18 protein-coding genes are annotated in these 17,448 nt (G+C 36.2%); 5 read left to right on the top strand and 13 right to left on the bottom strand.

The genetic code is table 11. The features are described from left to right. The 5 genes from AB1630_04475 to AB1630_04455 form a co-directional block, all read left to right on the top strand. Positions 1 to 1,090 (top strand): peptidoglycan DD-metalloendopeptidase family protein (locus AB1630_04475; protein ID MEW6103059.1); only part of this gene is annotated, 1,090 nt, incomplete at its 5' end. Continuing rightward, complete coding sequence (polA, locus tag AB1630_04470) at positions 1,087 to 3,528, top strand: DNA polymerase I (protein ID MEW6103058.1); 2,442 nt, start codon at positions 1,087 to 1,089, stop codon at positions 3,526 to 3,528. The genes AB1630_04475 and polA, both read left to right, overlap by 4 nt. A gap of 186 nt (positions 3,529 to 3,714) precedes the next feature. Further along, complete coding sequence (locus tag AB1630_04465; protein MEW6103057.1) at positions 3,715 to 5,175, top strand: hypothetical protein; 1,461 nt, start codon at positions 3,715 to 3,717, stop codon at positions 5,173 to 5,175. Then, positions 5,168 to 5,482: a hypothetical protein gene (locus tag AB1630_04460; GenBank protein MEW6103056.1), complete on the top strand. Its 315-nt coding sequence runs from the start codon at positions 5,168 to 5,170 to the stop codon at positions 5,480 to 5,482. The genes AB1630_04465 and AB1630_04460 overlap by 8 nt, the downstream gene beginning before the upstream one ends. Further along, a complete protein-coding gene (locus AB1630_04455) occupies positions 5,466 to 6,857 on the top strand; it encodes an ATPase domain-containing protein (GenBank protein MEW6103055.1) in 1,392 nt (463 codons plus the stop codon). The genes AB1630_04460 and AB1630_04455 overlap by 17 nt, the downstream gene beginning before the upstream one ends. 107 nt (positions 6,858 to 6,964) lie before the next feature. Here the strand turns inward: AB1630_04455 and AB1630_04450 are convergent, their stop codons facing one another. The 13 genes from AB1630_04450 to AB1630_04390 form a co-directional block, all read right to left on the bottom strand. After that, positions 6,965 to 7,708, bottom strand: coding sequence for an RsmE family RNA methyltransferase (locus tag AB1630_04450; GenBank protein ID MEW6103054.1), 744 nt, complete (start codon positions 7,706 to 7,708; stop codon positions 6,965 to 6,967). Between the two features lies 1 nt (position 7,709). Next, positions 7,710 to 8,045, bottom strand: a complete 336-nt coding sequence (locus tag AB1630_04445; GenBank protein ID MEW6103053.1) for a DUF3307 domain-containing protein — start codon at positions 8,043 to 8,045, stop codon at positions 7,710 to 7,712. After that, positions 8,045 to 8,158 carry a 50S ribosomal protein L36 gene (gene rpmJ, locus AB1630_04440; protein ID MEW6103052.1) on the bottom strand — a complete coding sequence of 38 codons (114 nt, stop codon included), beginning with the start codon at positions 8,156 to 8,158 and terminating at the stop codon, positions 8,045 to 8,047. The genes AB1630_04445 and rpmJ overlap by 1 nt, the downstream gene beginning before the upstream one ends. 75 nt (positions 8,159 to 8,233) lie before the next feature. Continuing rightward, positions 8,234 to 8,449 (bottom strand): translation initiation factor IF-1, encoded by a 216-nt coding sequence (gene infA, locus AB1630_04435; GenBank protein ID MEW6103051.1) that lies wholly within the window; start codon positions 8,447 to 8,449, stop codon positions 8,234 to 8,236. Next, positions 8,446 to 9,183, bottom strand: coding sequence for a type I methionyl aminopeptidase (gene map / locus AB1630_04430; protein MEW6103050.1), 738 nt, complete (start codon positions 9,181 to 9,183; stop codon positions 8,446 to 8,448). The genes infA and map overlap by 4 nt, the downstream gene beginning before the upstream one ends. After that, the gene (locus AB1630_04425; GenBank protein ID MEW6103049.1) at positions 9,180 to 9,809 is read right to left on the bottom strand and encodes an adenylate kinase; all 630 of its coding nucleotides are present in this window, start codon (positions 9,807 to 9,809) and stop codon (positions 9,180 to 9,182) included. The genes map and AB1630_04425 overlap by 4 nt, the downstream gene beginning before the upstream one ends. Positions 9,810 to 9,864: 55 nt before the next feature. Then, on the bottom strand, positions 9,865 to 11,178 hold the full coding sequence (gene secY, locus AB1630_04420) for a preprotein translocase subunit SecY (protein MEW6103048.1): 1,314 nt from the start codon (positions 11,176 to 11,178) through the stop codon (positions 9,865 to 9,867). After that, positions 11,175 to 11,597 (bottom strand): hypothetical protein, encoded by a 423-nt coding sequence (locus AB1630_04415; protein ID MEW6103047.1) that lies wholly within the window; start codon positions 11,595 to 11,597, stop codon positions 11,175 to 11,177. The genes secY and AB1630_04415 overlap by 4 nt, the downstream gene beginning before the upstream one ends. Continuing rightward, positions 11,594 to 12,223 carry a DUF5678 domain-containing protein gene (locus AB1630_04410; GenBank protein MEW6103046.1) on the bottom strand — a complete coding sequence of 210 codons (630 nt, stop codon included), beginning with the start codon at positions 12,221 to 12,223 and terminating at the stop codon, positions 11,594 to 11,596. The genes AB1630_04415 and AB1630_04410 overlap by 4 nt, the downstream gene beginning before the upstream one ends. After that, entirely contained in the window at positions 12,216 to 14,537 is a 2,322-nt protein-coding gene (locus tag AB1630_04405) for a GAF domain-containing sensor histidine kinase (protein ID MEW6103045.1), read from the bottom strand. Before AB1630_04405 ends, AB1630_04410 begins: the two co-directional genes overlap by 8 nt. Then, entirely contained in the window at positions 14,538 to 14,966 is a 429-nt protein-coding gene (gene rplO / locus AB1630_04400; GenBank protein ID MEW6103044.1) for a 50S ribosomal protein L15, read from the bottom strand. After that, positions 14,956 to 15,138 carry a 50S ribosomal protein L30 gene (rpmD, locus tag AB1630_04395; protein ID MEW6103043.1) on the bottom strand — a complete coding sequence of 61 codons (183 nt, stop codon included), beginning with the start codon at positions 15,136 to 15,138 and terminating at the stop codon, positions 14,956 to 14,958. Before rpmD ends, rplO begins: the two co-directional genes overlap by 11 nt. A gap of 230 nt (positions 15,139 to 15,368) precedes the next feature. Beyond that, a partial coding sequence (locus AB1630_04390) for a T9SS type A sorting domain-containing protein (GenBank protein MEW6103042.1) occupies positions 15,369 to 17,448 on the bottom strand: 2,080 nt, incomplete at its 5' end.

Here is a 17,448-nt window from a genome sequence, read left to right as displayed (position 1 = left end):
GAAAATTTTCATATTAGCACTAATCCCTCTAATTGCCTTTGGAAGGGTTGAGAATGAAAGGGATAAACTTTTAAAGATTGAGGATGAGATTAAAAAAATAGATGCAAGCCTTAAAGCAACAAGTGAAAAAAAGGAAAGAACTAAAAGTAAAATAAATGAACTCTCCCAAAGCCAAAACATAAAGAAGAAAAACCTTAAAAGTTTAGAAGGAGACATAAAGAAAATTTCAAAGAGGATAGATATTACAGATGAAAGGATAGTAGGTCTTACAAAACAAATTTCTACAAAAAAAGAGGGGCTTTCTATTGTAGTAAGAAGGCTTTTTGACTACAAAACATCAAAAAATCCATTTTGGGAAGACAGAGAAAAAGAGGGATTGTTTGGTATTTTAATAGACGAGCTTTCTATTTCAATAGAGGGAAGAGAATTAGAAAAAAAGGGTGAAATTGTAAAAAAAGAGGGTCTTAAAGTAGTCCTTAATAAAACAGAAGACCAAAAGAAAAAGACTGTTTCTGATATAAAAAAGCAAGAGCAAGAAATTGTTTTGCAAAACAAGGCATTGTCAGAGATAAAAAAGAATGAAGAAAAATTGCAAAAAAGGATAAACAAGCTAAAGCAAGACCAGAAAAAGCTTGAGGCACTAATTAAAAGGCTTGAGGCAGAAAGAAAGACAACAGGAAGAGAAAGACCAGGAAAGCCTGTTGGTTCTCTTATCTGGCCTGTAAAAAGCAGGAATATAACAAGGGAATTTGGAAGATATACCCATCCAGAAGCAGGAACAATAATTTTCAACAAGGGCATAGATATATCAGCTCCTTTAGGCTCTTCTGTTTTTGCTGTTTCCGATGGCGAGGTTGTGTATGCAGATTATTTTATGGGATACGGAAGGCTTGTTATGATTGACCATAATGGCTCCCTCTATAGCCTCTATGGCCACCTTGATAGCTTTAATGTCCGCACAGGACAAAGGGTGGCAAAGGGAGATGTAATAGGCTCTGTTGGAAAATCTGGGGATGCTGAAAGCCCAACCTTACATTTTGAGATAAGAGAAAATGGAGAAGCCAGGGATCCGCTGGATTGGATAAGATGAGCAAATTATATCTCATTGATGGCCACTCAATGGCATATCGGGCATTTTATGCTATTCCCACCCTTTCCACATCAAAGGGAGAGCCAACAAATGCCATTTATGGGTTCACTATTATGCTCCTTAAAATTTTAAAGGAGGAAAAGCCAGATTATCTATGCATCTGCTTTGATTCAAAAACACCAACATTCAGGCACAATATATACCCAAAATATAAAGCACATAGGGAGAGGATGCCAGAGGAGATGAGAATCCAAATCCCCATAATTTTTGAGATAATAAAAAGCCTTGGATGTTTTTCTATATCTATTGATGGCTATGAGGCAGATGACCTTATTGCCTCATCTGTTAAAAGATTTAAAGACGATGTAGATGAGATATTTATTCTTACCCAAGACAAGGACATCCTTTCCCTTATTGATGAAAAGACAAAGGTAATATCTACAAAGAAGGGCATTACAGAGAGAACAATCTTTGACAAAGAAAAGACACTTGAAAAATTTGGGGTATCTTCTGAAAAAATTCCCGAGCTTTTATCCATAGTAGGAGATAGCTCAGACAATATCCCCGGAGCAAAGGGAATAGGAGAAAAAACAGGCATTGAGTTAATAAAAAAGCATAGTCTGGATAATATCTTAAAAAACCCGGAGATAATAGAAAATCCAAAGATAAGGGAGGTAATTAAACAAGAAAAGGAGAAAATAGAATTAAGCAAGTCTCTTGTAAGGCTAAAGGACGACATTTCCCTTGATATTTCCCTTCCTTCTCTTAAGATAAAGGAGATGGACAAAAATTCCCTCCTTTCTTTATTTTCTAATCTTGAATTTAAGACATTGATAAATGAGATGTCTTTAAAGGAGGAAAAGGAAAGGGAGATTTTATCGTTTTCTTTAATCTCAAAGACAAAGGGGATTTCTTTATTTCTTAAAGATGATAAGCTTATTATCTCTGATGGACTTAATTCATTTTTAGCAGGTTTTGATGAAGCAAAAACCCTATTTGAAGATGAAAATATAGAAAAAATAGGCTTTGATGTAAAATCCATTATTATCCTCCTTAAAAGCAGGAGAATAGAGCTTAAGGGAAGGTTATTTGATATTATGATTGCCTCTTATCTCCTTACACCAGGCTTAAAACAAAGCCTGGAAGATGTATTTATGAGGAATCTTCCCAATGAAACCCAGGATGCAATGGGTATATTTAAACTAAAGATAGAATTAGAAAAAAAGCTAAAAGAAAATGGGCTTCTTGGGTTATTTGAGGAATTGGAGATGCCCCTTGTAAAAATTCTTTCCGAGATGGAATCTTATGGGATAATGGTTTCTCAAAAATACCTTGTAGAATTTGGAAAAGAGCTTGATAGCCAAATTTCTCTTTTGAGTGAAAAGATATATAGCTTTGTAGGTGAATTTAATATAAACTCACCAAAGCAACTCTCTTTTATTCTATTTGAAAAGCTAAATCTTCCTATAATAAAGAGGGGAAAAACAGGCCCATCAACAGATGAGGAGGTTCTCTTTTCCTTATCAAAGCTACACCCCCTGCCAAAGCTCTTATTGGATTATAGAGAGATTGCAAAGCTTAAATCAACCTATACGGATGGCATTATTCCCCTTATTGGAAACGATGGAAGAATTCATACCTCGTTTAATCAAACAATAACACAGACAGGAAGGCTTTCATCAAGCAATCCAAATCTCCAAAATATCCCAATAAGGACAGATCTTGGCAAAAAGATAAGGAGGGCATTTATACCAAAAGATGGATGTGTATTCCTAAAGGCAGATTATTCCCAGATTGAGCTTAGAATCCTTGCACATATTTCACAAGATAAAGCCCTCATTTCTTCCTTCATTGCTGGTGAGGACATTCATTCAAATACAGCATCAGAGATTTATGGCACATCAAATATAACAGAAGATATGAGACGCCAGGCAAAAACTATAAACTTTGGAATAGTCTATGGAATGAGTAGCTATGGTCTTTCAAAGGAGCTTGGGATATCAGCAGGCAATGCACAGGAAATGATTGATAGATATTTTGCCCTCCATCCAGGGGTTCTAATGTATATCCAGGAAACAATACAAAAGGCAAGGGAGCTTGGATATGTTGAAACCCTATGGAAAAGAAAGAGGTATATCCCAGAGATACTTAGTAAAAACAAGGCAATTCGTGAGTTTGCAGAGCGTGCTGCAATAAATATGCCAATTCAAGGAACCTGTGCAGACCTTATAAAAAAGGCAATGATTGATGTTTGTAAAAAACTTCCATCTAATTGTAAACTCCTCCTTCAGGTTCATGATGAGCTTTTGTTCGAAATTCCAGAGGAAAAAGCATCACAGATAGCGCCTATTGTTATAGAATCTATGAAAAACGCTAGAAAATTTGATGTTCCAATAGAGGTAAATATATCAATTGGCAAAAATTGGGGAGAGATATAAAAAAAAGTCAAAAGTCAAAATGCAAAAGTCAAAAGTGAATTTGTTTAGGATTTGTTTTAAAGATTTAACACAAAACACTTGAAATCCAATTGATTTTTGGTATAATTGCGGATTGACATCAGCCTTTAAATATGTTATTATTTTGATATGGACTTAAGCAAGAGGGTCTTTCCTGTCGCTTGGAAGGTGAGATGGTTAATAATTGCCCTTGCCATATTAAGTGTTGTCCTTATTGCAAAAGAGAATGCAACAAAACCAGAAATATTTATTCCCCTTTTAATTATTACATTTTATAACCTTATTGCCAATTTCCTTTATAAGAAAATAACGACATTTAGGATTTGCTATCTTGAAAGTATGCTTGATATATTTTTTGTATCATCCCTTATTGCCTCAACAGGTGGAATAAAAAGCCCGTTTTACCTTTTTTATTTTCTTATCCTTATATTTGCTGCCTGCTATTACCGAACAAAGGGTGCTATTATATTAGGCTTTGTAATCTCCTTTATATACCTCCTTGTCTTTTTTATTTCAAAAGATATAAGCCTTTTTCCTTATCTTTTAATAAGAATTCCCCTATTTGTTGTTATGGCTGGAATGGGTTCTGTTCTTGTCTCTGAGACAATGCTTTGCGAAGAAGCCCTTGAGGATGAAAGGCAGCAGGCAAAGATTTTACAGCCTCAGCTTCAATCAACAATGTATGAATTAAATATGGAATCAAAGAGGCTCCAGGAGCTTTGTAGCATCTCATTGAAAATGGACGAGGAGCTTCCCTTTAAAAAAAGGCTTGATTACATCATTCAAGAGATTATGGGCTTTTTAAAGACAGACATAAACATTATATTCCTCTTAAATCCAGAGACAGGAAGGCTAGAGCCTGTAGCAAGCTCTGGAAAATCCCTTGTTTCTATACCACAATTTAAGATTGGAGAGGGTTTTGTTGGAGGGGCTGTAAAGGAGGGAAAGACAATAATTATCAATGATGTATATATGAAGGATGAGTCAAATTATAGCTTTTTTAAAGAGATTAAGCTCCTGTCTGCCATTTCTGTTTGCCTTGGTCTTCCTGATTCTCGGGAGGGGCTTATCCTTTGTGGCTCTTATGCAAAAAGAAGGTTTTCTGATAAAGAGAAGATTTTTCTTGAGCTTATTTCTAATGTTGTTTCTTTGCATCTTAAGAACGATAGATTTTATGAGGAGATAAATAGATTAAGTATAACAGATAATGAAACAGCCCTATTTGCCTATTCATTTTTTGAAAATAAGCTTAAGGAGGAATTTGCAAGGAGTATGAGGATTTTAAGGCCACTTTCCTTAATAATTATAAAGCTTGAGCTTCCTTCTAATCTTTCTGAGATTCAAAAGATAGGGCTTATTATAAATTCACAGACGCGTGCTGATGATATAGTTTCATATAACGATGGAAGGTTTTATATCTTGGCATTAAGAACAGGAAGAAATAAGATTATGATTTTGGTAGATAGGATAAAGAGAGAAATTGAGGCAAAGACAGGGTATTTTCCTGTTATTGGTATTTCATCCTATCCCTCATCTGAAACATCCCATATTGAGTTTTTAAGGAGTGCGAATTCTGCTTTGGCATCTGCATTTAAGCATAAGGATAGGGTTGTTATTGCAAATGGATAAAGAGAAATACAATGAGCTTTTAAGAAATATATGGAAAAAGACATTGCCATTTCTTGGAGCAATAACAATGGAAGGAATCTTTAGAAGGATTATAAAAAAAAGAGAGGTTCAATACCCCTATCTTTCAAAGATTAGCCTTTCAGAAAATGGCTTTGACATTTTATCTTTAGATGGAGATAATATAAAAGAGGGAATGAACTTAATTGTCATTGATTTTTATAAATTTTTAGAGGAGATGACAGGAAACATTGTTACAAATGAGATGGATGATTTGATAAAGGAGGTTTTAAATGAAGAACAGCGTTGATTTAAAACTTATAAAAACAGGAATTGCAGGGTTTGATGATGTTATTTTAAAGGGAGGGATACCGAGATATTCATTGAATCTAATAGCAGGTCAACCAGGTGGAGGAAAGACAATTACAAGCTCCCAAATTCTTTTTACCAATTGCAATGAAGATAATAAAGGCATCCTTTTTTCAACCGTCTCTGAGCCACCCATAAAGCTATTAAGGTATCTTCAACAATTTACATTCTTTGAAAGTAAAAAATTTAATTCTTCTATCAAGATAGTAGATATGAGTAAGGTTCTTCACAAGGACGACCCTGATTGGATTATAAAGTTTATTATGCAGAAAATAGAGGAATTTGAGGCAGGTATTGTTGTTATTGATTCATTCAAGGCAATTTCGGGATTATTTTCTAATCCCTCTTATGAAAGGAGGTTTATCTACGACCTTTCGTCAGAGCTTATCCTCTCCCAATGCACTTCATTTTTTGTTGGAGAGTATAGCCCCGATGAAATAACAAAGGAATCTGTTTTTGCTATTGCAGATAGTATTATTTTAATCTCAACAGATGTAAAAGGCTATTTAAGGAGGCATTATATTGAGGTTTTAAAAATGAGGGGCGTAGAATACTTTGCTGGAAAGCATAGATTAACAATAGATAGCTCTGGAATAACAGTGTATCCAAGGCTTAAACCAGAACCTGTGTCAATTAGCGATATATTTCCCCTTTCTGTGAATAGAATAAGCACAGGCACACAAGGCCTTGATAAAATGACAGGGGGTGGAGTTTATGAAGGCTCATCAAGTTTGATTGTTGGTCCATCTGGTGTTGGAAAGACAATCCTTTCTTTACACTTCCTCAATGAGGGAGCAAAAAAGGGAAAGAAGGGTTTATTCATTTCATTTGAGGAGGTTCCCCAAAAGCTTGTTAGAACAGCAAAATCCTCTGGCATAGACCTTGAGAAGCTAATTTCAGAAAAAAAGATGTCTATTTTATATTACTCGCCCATTGAGCTTTCTATTGATGCATTCCACAAGGAGCTCCTTTCCCTTGTTGAGAAAGAGGAGCCAGAGATAATTGTTATTGATTCAATTTCTGATATATCCATTACAATAGCTGACCCAACCCATCTTAAGAATTACCTATTCTCTATGATAACCCATTTAGGCCGCCAGGGGATAACCTGTCTATTCACCTCTGAGATAGAAAAAGAGGATTCCTCAATTACAGCATCAAGGCTTTCTGTTGTTATTGATAACATCTTTATTTTAGATTATAAAAAAGAGGAGGATAAAATGAAAAAGACAATATCTGTCCTTAAAACAAGAAGCCTAGACCACGACAAGGGAATCTTTGAATATGAGATAACAGATTCTGGAATTAAGATTTAAGGTAACTACTTTAGGTTTTTTAAGTAGAAAATTCGTGTCCGTTTATACGGCGGATACCGTCTTACAAAAGGTTTAATAAGAAACATTTACTTCCTACTTCCCACTTCCTACTTCCCACTTCCCCTTATACCATATTTCAAATTATAAGGGCTAAATTCATATAGAATTGATGATATAACAAAAAAACCTGCATACTCTGTTTTTATGATTGCATCGCCTAATGATACAGAGATTCCACCTATTTTTTGAATAGATTCAATTTCTTCTTTATCAAATCCACCCTCAGGCCCTATAAAAACAGAGATTTTCTTTGAAGATTTATGAGAAGCAAGGACAGGCTTAAAATGGGTCTTTTTCTCCTCCTCCCAGGGAACAATTATTAAATCATCCCCTTTTATTTCCTCTATTGCCCTATCAAGCGAAAGGCAATTTGAAATAGAGCAAAGCAAGTAAGAGCCAGATGTAAGGAATGATGATTTTGCAATATTCCTTAACCTCTCAATATTTTCCTTCTTTGGAATAGACCTCTTTGCGATTAAAGGAATTATCCTTTTTATAGAGAATCCTCCAAGCATTTCAACTATTAAGTCCATCTTCGGATGTTTTGGAATGCCCTGGATAAGGGTAATCTCAATTGGAGGTGGCTTTAACTTTTCCTTTTTTGTAATTTTGACAATACATTCTTCCTTCCCTATTTTCTCTATTTCTCCTTTAAACCTTCCACATTTTCCATCAAGAATTATAATCTTATCTTTTTCTTTAAGCCTTAAAACCTTGATGTGCTTGAGGGTTTCTTTTTCCTTGATAATTGTAATATCCTTTGGTTCTTCTATAAAAAATCTATGTTCCAATTTAAGGAACAAGCCTAAAGAAGATAAAGAGAAATAAGCCCATAAAAGCAAAATGCAAAGCCTGGTCTAATATGCTTATTAGTATGCTTTTCTTACCCCTTTTAATCCTAAAGAAATCAACAAAATAATGGGAAATGGATGTAAGAATGGAAAACAAAGCCCATTTTAAATAAGGGGATACAGCCCAACCAAAGAAAAGTAAGGCTATAAGGGTAATAATTCCATGGGCAATAAGCCATTTCCCTGCGTCTCTCTTCTTTTTTGAAAGAATATCAGGCTGAAGCAAAACATCAGAGACAATGTGAGCAAGGAATGCCCGTAAGAAAAGGTCAGCCATTAACCCTGTCTTTGTTTATGCTTTGGATTTGGGCAAATCACCCTTACCCTTCCTTTTCTCTTTATAATCTTGCACTTTTCGCAGATTTTTTTTACCGAACTACCTACTTTCATTTGTATATAAATTTTAAATTTTTATCACTGTCTTAAATTTAAAATTTAAAATTTGCAATTTACAATTTGCAATGTTTATTCTCTATATATCACCCTCCCCCTTGTAATGTCATAAGGAGAGATTTCAACATTAACCTCATCACCTGGAAGAATTTTTATGTAATGCATCCTCATTTTTCCAGAGACATGCGCTAAAACAATATGCTTTTCAGAGACCTTGACCCTAAACATTGCATTTGGAAGAACCTCCAAAACCTTTCCCTTTACAATTACCTTCTCCTCTTTTTTCATGTCAATATAAGGGCACCATTATTTGTAATGGCAACCGTCTCCTCAAAATGGCTTGATAGCTTTCTATCCTTTGTTATTACTGTCCATTTATTAGAATGTATAAAAACATCGCTTTTTCCCTCATTTACCATTGGCTCTATACAAAACACCATCCCCTCTTTAAGAGGAACATCTTCCTTTGATACATAGTTTAAAACCTCTGGCTCTTCGTGTAGCTCCTTTCCAATTCCATGTCCTCCAAAATCCCGAACAACAGAAAAGCCAAAGCCCTCAACATAATTCTGGATTGCAGATGATATATCCTTTATTCCTGCTTGTCTTTTACAATGAGGAAGAGCCTTTTTAAATGCTTCAATTGCTACATCTTTTAACTTATAACATAAAGGGGATATATCTCCAATACCATATGTCCTTGCCGCATCTGCACAATAGCCTTTATAAAATACACCAATGTCTACCTTTAATAGGTCACCATTTTTAAGGCTTCTTTTACTAGGTATGCCGTGAATTACCTCCTCATTTATGGATGTGCATATAGAGCAAGGGAATCCACGATAACCAAGGAATGCAGGTTTTCCACCCTCCTTTACTATCAAATTATGGGCTATATTATTCAAATAGAGCGTTGTAACCCCTGGCTTTATCATATCTAAAAGCTTCAAAAATGTATTTTTAATTATTTCGCCTGCTATTCTTATTCTTTCTATCTCTTCTTTTGATTTAAGGATTATCATTTTAAAACCTTTAACAACCTCTCAAAGACCTCGCTTTCGCTTCCAGAGCCATCCACAGATACTAAAATACCCATTTTTTCATAGAAATCCACAAGGGGCATTGTCTGTTTAAGATAGACATCTATTCTATGCCTTATATGTTCCTCGCAATCATCCTCCCTCTGGCAAAGGGCACCTTGGCACTTGTCGCATATTCCATCTTCCTTTGGAGGACAATTTTTCAAATGATATATTGCACCACAATCCTTACATATCCTCCTTCCTGTATTCCTTTTAATAATTGTTTCAGAATCTACATCCAATTTAATTACCTCATCTATCTTTATTCCCATATCTTCTAATTTCTCTGCCTGGTTTATTGTTCTTGGAAATCCATCAAGAATAAAGCCATTTTCGCAATCCTTGTTTTTTATCCTTTCCTGAATTATCCCAATAATTATATCATCTGGAACAAGCTCTCCTTTTTCCATATAGTCCTCTGCAACAAGACCCATTTTTGTTTTAGTTGATACAGCATCCCTTAATATATCACCTGTTGATATTTGTGGGATTTTAAATCTCTCAACAAGCCTTTTTGCCGCTGTTCCCTTTCCCGCCCCAGGTGGCCCAAATAAAATTATTCTCATTTTATTAAATCCTTACCACAAGTTTTGCGTTTTGCATTTTGAATTTTGCATTTTATTAAAACCTCCCCCTTATCCTTGCCTTCTTAAGGAATCCCTCATAATGATGCATCATAAGATAGGATTCAACCTGACGCAAGGTATCAAGGCAGACACCAACCACAATTAAGATGGTTGTCCCGCCAAAATAAAATGGTGCATGGAGGAATGACAAAGCAATGGTTGGAAGTATGGCAATAATGCCAAGAAATACAGCACCAACAAAGGTTACCCTGTTAAGGATTGTATGGAGATAGTCTGATGTCTGTCTTCCTGGTCTAATCCCTGGAACAAATCCTCCGGATTTTCTTAAGTTATCAGCCACCTCATTTGGATTAAAGATAATGGAGATATAAAAGTATGTAAAGAATATGGTAAGAGCAACATAAAGAAGGTTTGAAACCCCTTCCCTTATCCATGTTGGAATATAAAGAAGCCAGTCAAAAAAACCACCCCTTCCAAGGAATGCACCTATGGTTGCTGGAAATGTAAGGATTGATGAGGCAAATATTATGGGAATAACGCCTGCCATATTTATCTGCATCGGAAGGTATGAGCTTTGACCTCCATACATTTTTCTTCCAATCATCCTCTTTGCATATTGGACAGATACCTTTCTATGACCTTGAATCATAATAACCACACCTGCAACAATACATCCAACAATGAAAACAAGGATAACCCCAACAGGTATATTCATCTCTCCACTAAAAATCCCCTGCATTGTAAGGGCAAGACCCTGTGGAACATTAGCAACAATATTGGCAAAGATAAGGATGGATGAGCCATTTCCTATTCCCCTTTCGGTTATCTGCTCGCCAAGCCACATAATAAAAAGGGCACCCGTTGTCATAACAAGAATGGTCATAAGCTTAAAGGCAATGCCAGGTGCTGGGACAATGGGAACATAGTATTGGGTGCTTTCAAGCCATATGCTTATTCCAGAGCCTTGAATAAGGGCAATAAGAACCGTAAGGTATCTTGTGTATTGGTTTATCTTCCTCCTTCCCTCCTCTCCCTCCTTTTGTATCTTCTCTAAAGATGAAACAAGGTGTGCCATCAAGGACATAATAATTGATGCTGAAATATATGGCATAATCCCTAATGCAAATATGGAAAACCTCTCTAATGCTCCACCTGTAAAGAGATTTGCAAGGCCTGCCATACTCCCTTTTAAGCCTTGAAAGTATGCCTGGAATGCAGAGGCATTTACACCAGGGGTTGGAATGAATGAGCCAATCCTATAAACCGCAAGCAAGCCAAGGGTAAAGAGAATTCTCTTCCTTAGCTCATATATCTTAAATGGCTTGGCAATGCCTTCTAATGGATTCATACTATCCTTCCTCCTATATTATCAACAGAAAAGCAGGTCCTTTTATGGTCACCATCAAAATAAACCCCCTTAAATTTCTGAATAAGGTCAAACCCTAATAGACACCTTTTAAGGGGGTCTGCCTCACAGATAGCAATCTCGGAATCTATAGGACATTCTCCAATTTTTAAGCTAATCTTGTGACGATATGTAATAATGCTTCCCCCTCCAACACCCCCAATGGATACTTTTCTGCCACTTTCAACATTACTGACTATCGCATTTCCTAAACTTCTATTGATTATAGTAATATCAGCCCCAGAGTCTATATGAACAATGATGGGAATCCATTCATTCCGTATCCTGCTGTTAATGTATATTACTGCCCTTGGAAATTTAACCCCATTTATTGCTGACCATTCAAAACCTCCACATTTCATATTAGTAATTCCCCTTTTTCTTTTGGAACTAAATCCAAAAGCGGTGTTCTATTAGGGTATTTCCCTTTTGCCTCTTCATAGACTAAATCTGCATCTTCTCCAAATGCAACCACCCCTTTATCAAGCACAGCAATCCATTTACCACCATATTTTTCTTGAATCTCTGGCATATTTTCTGATATGTAAGCAAATTCTTCACTTACATCAGGGGTGCCTGGTTCTTCAATAATCTCCTCAATATCCTTCCCTAATCTATCAAATAACTCAGCCTCTTTCACTAAATAATCAAAAGCACCACCCCTCATAGCCCTAACCACCCATTCTACCTCTTTTTTTGTTCCTGTGACTATAATTACTTGAAGGTATGGAGCAATTCTTTTAATTTCTCCCAAGACCCTGATTCCCTGATTATGGTCTTTTAGATTATCCTTTCTTTCAGGCAGACCCAAATCTAATATAACAAGCCTCAGTCTCTTTAAGTTTTTCTCAACCATCTCAAGCCCTTCACTGGCAGTCCCTGCTGTAATTACACCCATCCCAAATCTTGCCTCTATATCTTCTTTAAGCCTATTACAGGCCTCAGGAACATCCTCTATAATAGCGATTAAATCTTCTCTATCAGACATCTTTTTCCTCCCTTTCTTTATAAGGCAACTCTATAGTAAAGCTTGCCCCTTTTCCATATTCGCTCTCAAATGAGAGCATTCCTTGATGTGCCTTAATAATACGATTGCTAAGATATAGCCCTATACCCATCTTCCCTGGCTTTGATGAGCCAAATTTTCTTAAAAGGTCATTTTTAACATCCTCCCTCATTCCACAGCCATTATCCTTAAAGGTTACAATAAGGTTACCATTGCTTTGGTTTAGTGTAATATCTATTTTACCATTACCATTTATTGCCTCAACAGAATTTGAGATTAGGTTTCTTATGACTATCCCTATTTTTTCTTTGTCAATGTAGACATCCTTTTCTGGCTCTGGCTTTTTAATATAATATTTTATCCCTTTTTCTTCCATATCATTCTTGTAAATCTTTAAAGCATCTTCTATTAATTCTGTTATTTTGCAGGATGTTTTTTTAATTTCTTCTATACCTGTGCGGTAATCATGGAGCCGTTTAATGATTGAGTCTATCTTTCTTGTTATTCCTAAGGCATCTTCTGTCCTTTTATTTTCTATGTCTTTAAAGAGTGGGTTAAGATAGGGGGTAATCTCATGGTCAACTGCAGATATTAACATCTGCATCTCTTCTATACCTTGAAGCCTCTTTATTTCAGATATAAGCCTCTCTGCCAATTGGGAAAGAATAAACTGGTCATTCTTTACAAAGGCTGTCTCATCTTCATCCTTGCATATCCTTATAACGCCGAAGACTTCTTCTTTCTTTAAAATAGGAACACCAAGGAATCTTTCTGGAGAAGGCCCACTCTTTGGATTATGTTCTGGCTTTGGGCTTATACTATTTAGTTCTTCAGGATTATTAAACATTAAGGGTTTTTTGTAGTATGCGACATAGCCTGTATAACCCAATTTAGAGGGGGTTTCATCTGATATGTCGTATTCAAAATATCCCTCTTCTGGTTCTTCATAGAACCTTTCTTTGCCCTCCTTCCATTCAGCCATCTTTTTAAGCTTTGTTCCATTCTTAATCAATATAGCGCAGTCCCTCCCGCCGATAAGCTTTGGTACTCCATTAACTACCATAAGGTATAAGTCTCTAATATTCCTTGATGTGGCTAATTTATTAAGCAATTCAACATATTTTGCATTGATTATTGCCCTTGATAGCTCCTCTGCCATCCAGACAAATAGATGCTTTTCTTGAAGGTTGAAAAAATTACTTCCTTTTGGCCTTCCAATCCTGATTACACCAAGCACGTCTATTCTTTGAATGTGTGTCTCCCGATAAAATAGAGGGGTAAATAAAACACTTCCTGTACGGATATATCTATCATCTCCTAAACAATATTCAAAGACCCTTCCTGCACCTGGGGCACGGCTTATCTTATACTCCTCTGAAAATTGTTTGCTTATATCTCTCTCGTCGTCTATATCATCAATAAAAGCACTCTGCCGGGCCCTAATTACACCTAATGTTAAAGGTAATTGTGGTTTTTCTATTCCTTCTATCTTCTTTGGTTCATATACATAAGTAGCCCTTTCATCATTATAAGGGTCTTCTATCTTTCTAACCTCTCCATTTTCATCCTTATAAGCCAAACCTGTTGTTCCAAAGCATCTATATATCTTCTTATAAGGCCCAGACCTTTCTTCATCCAAAAGGAATATAGAACAACCTTTTCCACCAAGTAGATTGTTTATTATTATTGTTGCCTGCGAACAGAGCTCTCTTATGCTTAAAAATGCACCAATCTCAATGAGTGAGCTATATGCAGACATTGAATCAATGATTGGAGATTCTTCTTTAAGAACATTTTCTATTTCATTCAAGCTCTGTTGGTTATACTTAATCACACTATCCTTCTTATTGACTACTCGGACAACACCTATAACCTCATTGCCTTTTGAAGAGAGTATAGGAGCAACAATAAAACCTCCAAGCTCTTTATAGCTAAATTCACAGTAATGCTCCTCTTCCCTTTTGGCAATATAATCTTCTGAGCATCCATGGAGGCTCCATCTTTTATCATTCATAATTGAATCAGTAAAAATGGCTTTTTTTTGTAATATTGCACACTTTGTCAGCCCAATATTTTGTAATTGTCCTTCCTTATATTTTTTTACATCATCTTTAGTGAGCACAAAAGGTGCTGTTCCAAGACCAAAATCACCCTTTGTGTTTGCCCTCAAAATGAATCTATTTCCATAATGTATATCCTTCAAAAATATTGAGCAGATTGCTTTGTCCTCTTCATCTTTATTTATCATCTTATTAACCCTATTGGCTATCTCTAATAATTTCTCCTCTAGTGCCATTTATATAACCTTTCCGCCAGAGGCTTCTATCTTTGAGGCGGCTGATTTTGATATAGCATCAACATTTATAGTAAGGGGAATGCTTATTTCTCCGCTTGCTAGTATCTTTACAGGCTTCTTTACATCCTTTATAAGATTTTCTTTATAAAGTAATTCCTTTGTAATTTCGGTATTTTCAGGAAACCTGCTTAAGGATTGTATGTTCACAATCTGATATTCCTTCCTAAATGGATTGTAAAACCCCCTCTTTGGGAGCCTCATTTTAAGGGGTGTCTGGCCACCCTCAAAACCTGGCTGTTTCCCCCCTTTTCTTGCAAGCTGACCCTTTGTTCCCTTTGTAGATGTTCCACCATGACCTGATGCCTCTCCCCTTCCCAACCTCTTTCTTTTTTTATAAGACCCTTCTGGTCTCTTTAATTTATTCAGCATCTTTAACCTCCAAGCAATAGGAAACCTTCCTTATCATCCCTTTAATTTGCGGATTATCTGGTTTTATAACCTCCCTTCCCATTTTTCTTAAACCAAGGCTATCCAATGTCTTTCTATGCTTTGGGAGAATTCCTATCCTTGATTTTATAAGTTTTATCTTTAAATTCTTCATAAAAATATTTTATTCTTTCAAACCCAATCTCGTCAAGTTTTATGTCTTTTCTTTATTCCTTACAAATGTATTGCGAAGGGTAGATAGCTCATAAAGCCTAAAAACCTTCCTCCAACAAGACCTATTCTTATCTTTAAAATAAATGAAACAACAGGTTTTATACCACAAGAAAAAACAAGGCAGATAGAATAAAGGTTGGAGCAGAATAATGATAGAGACAGCCTTCTTTATTATTTCACAACCATAGCCTTTGTGTCAGAGAATTTTCCAGCATTAAGCTTGTAGTAGTATAGCCCAGATGATAGCCTTTCTCCTTGGTTGTTCTTTAGGTCAAAGAATATGGCAGAGCCTTCCTTTGCCTTTGTGTATTGTCCTTTCTTTCTAAAGCCTACATCAATTGTTTTTACCTTTTGTCCTAAGATGTTGTAGATTGAAAGGGAAACATAGTTGTCCTCTGCAAGCTTAAATGGAATCCAGGCTGAATTATTTGTTGGATTTGGGAATGATGGAAGAAGTATAGTATTTGGAATAATGGGTGCATCTATCTCTATGGGTTCTTCTTCTACATCTGGCAATTGGTCTCCTGTGTCTGTTCTTTCAATGAACATTGTGTTTCTGTTTGCATTATTGTCAAAATCAAAGGAGAGGTTTGATTTTCCTTCTGCTTTAACAATGAATGATATGGATGCTAATATCCCTCCCTCGCTTGTTTCTGGCTTCCTTAGACCAAAGGCATAGTCTATCTTTCCATCTTTTACCCTATTCTTTAGGGTAGATGTAGCTTGGGTTGGCCAATTCCCTGGTTGTAGCTTATCTTCTATTGGACAAAGAAGGTTTTGGTCATAGGTTAGGTGAATCTCTCCACAAAGGCTATCCTTTGCCTCAGAGATAAGAATATTTAGGGTAATAACATCCCCTGGCTTTGCATTCTCAATTAAGATTGGTTCAAACCTTAAGGCTATATTTCCCGATGATTTTGCTTTAATTGCCCTTATTCCCCTTCCTGTTGTTGTTTGTGTTTCTCCAAAGTTGTCTCTGAAGATCATAAAGTCCCAGATGTCAATTACACCATCCTGGTTAAAATCACAATTTGGATTGTAAGTTTCTGAGCCAATACTTGAGCCAAGGGAATCTGCCAGGGGTGGCCAATCCAGAATATTTATCTGGCCATCTCCATTTGGGTCTCCGGCAATTAAGGTAATTGTTCCAATCTCAGTGGCATCATTGAATTGGATCTTGGTTATTAAACAATCGGTCTTAGTAGCGGGTGTTGCCCCTGGATAGGTAAAGGCTAGGGTATAGGTTCCTACCGGAATATTGCTAAAGATAAATTCTGAATTAGCATTTGTTGTCTTTGTTTCTCCGGTTTCAACCAATCTTACTAATATTCCTGCCTGTCTTTGTGCCTCTGTTCCTCTATCAATGAGGCATAAACCAGAGATTGAGCCAAATCTTCTTAAGGAATATGCCTTAAAGATAATTGGTGAGCCAGAAAGGCTAGGATTTCTTGCTTCAATTGTATATGTTCCTGGTGGTTCTGTTCCTAAGGTAAGGTAGGTTGCTGATGTTCCCTGTAGGTTTGTTAGGGTTTGTGTGGCTGATAGGCTAAATCCAGTTGCACCAAAGGGATTTTCTGTAATTTCCCAATCTATTAAGACATCAAGGCAAGGGTTGTGATAGAAATCTTCTACCTTACAAACAAATGGGTCTGCTAATGTCTCAGTGCAATTTTGGGTTTGGTTATTTCCTGAGACATAAATAAGATTGGTTGGTGTCCCTGGGGTTATTACTACGCTTGTTGTTCCAATTAACCCTAAAAATTCTCCTGTTATTGTGTAAGTTCCCATATAATGTGCCTCAAAGGAATTTAAGGTAAATGAGCCTCCACCTGAGCTGGTAAATGTGGTTGAGCCGGTAACATCTACATTTGATGCTCCACATTGGGCAAAACAAGAATAAGGTTGTGTTTCTCCTGCTTTAATGCTTTTATTCTCAGGATAAACCCTGATTGATTCTGCAACATAAAATAAACCTTCATCCTTATTAAAGGGAATAGATTGGCTCATTGCATTTGCCAGAACCGTATTATTCCCAAATTTTAAGCTTGATGTTCCTGCCTCTTTTCCTTTAAAGCGAGCTGAGAATAAAATACCAGAGCCAGAAGCTGATCCAGTGAATAATCCAGCAAAGCAATAGATACAACCTGATGTATTTGTGTTATAGGTATTCATTGCCGAGGGAGGGAAAGAGCCAGGGGTAATATTTCTAACCTCTAATACACCTGGATTAAACAAAAGATAAACCTGAGCC

This window comes from bacterium, assembly GCA_040753555.1.
In the GTDB taxonomy this organism is placed as follows: domain Bacteria; phylum UBA9089; class UBA9088; order UBA9088; family UBA9088; genus JBFLYE01.
Note: the sequence above shows the minus strand (reverse complement) of the source record. Positions and strands in the feature narration are given on the sequence as shown.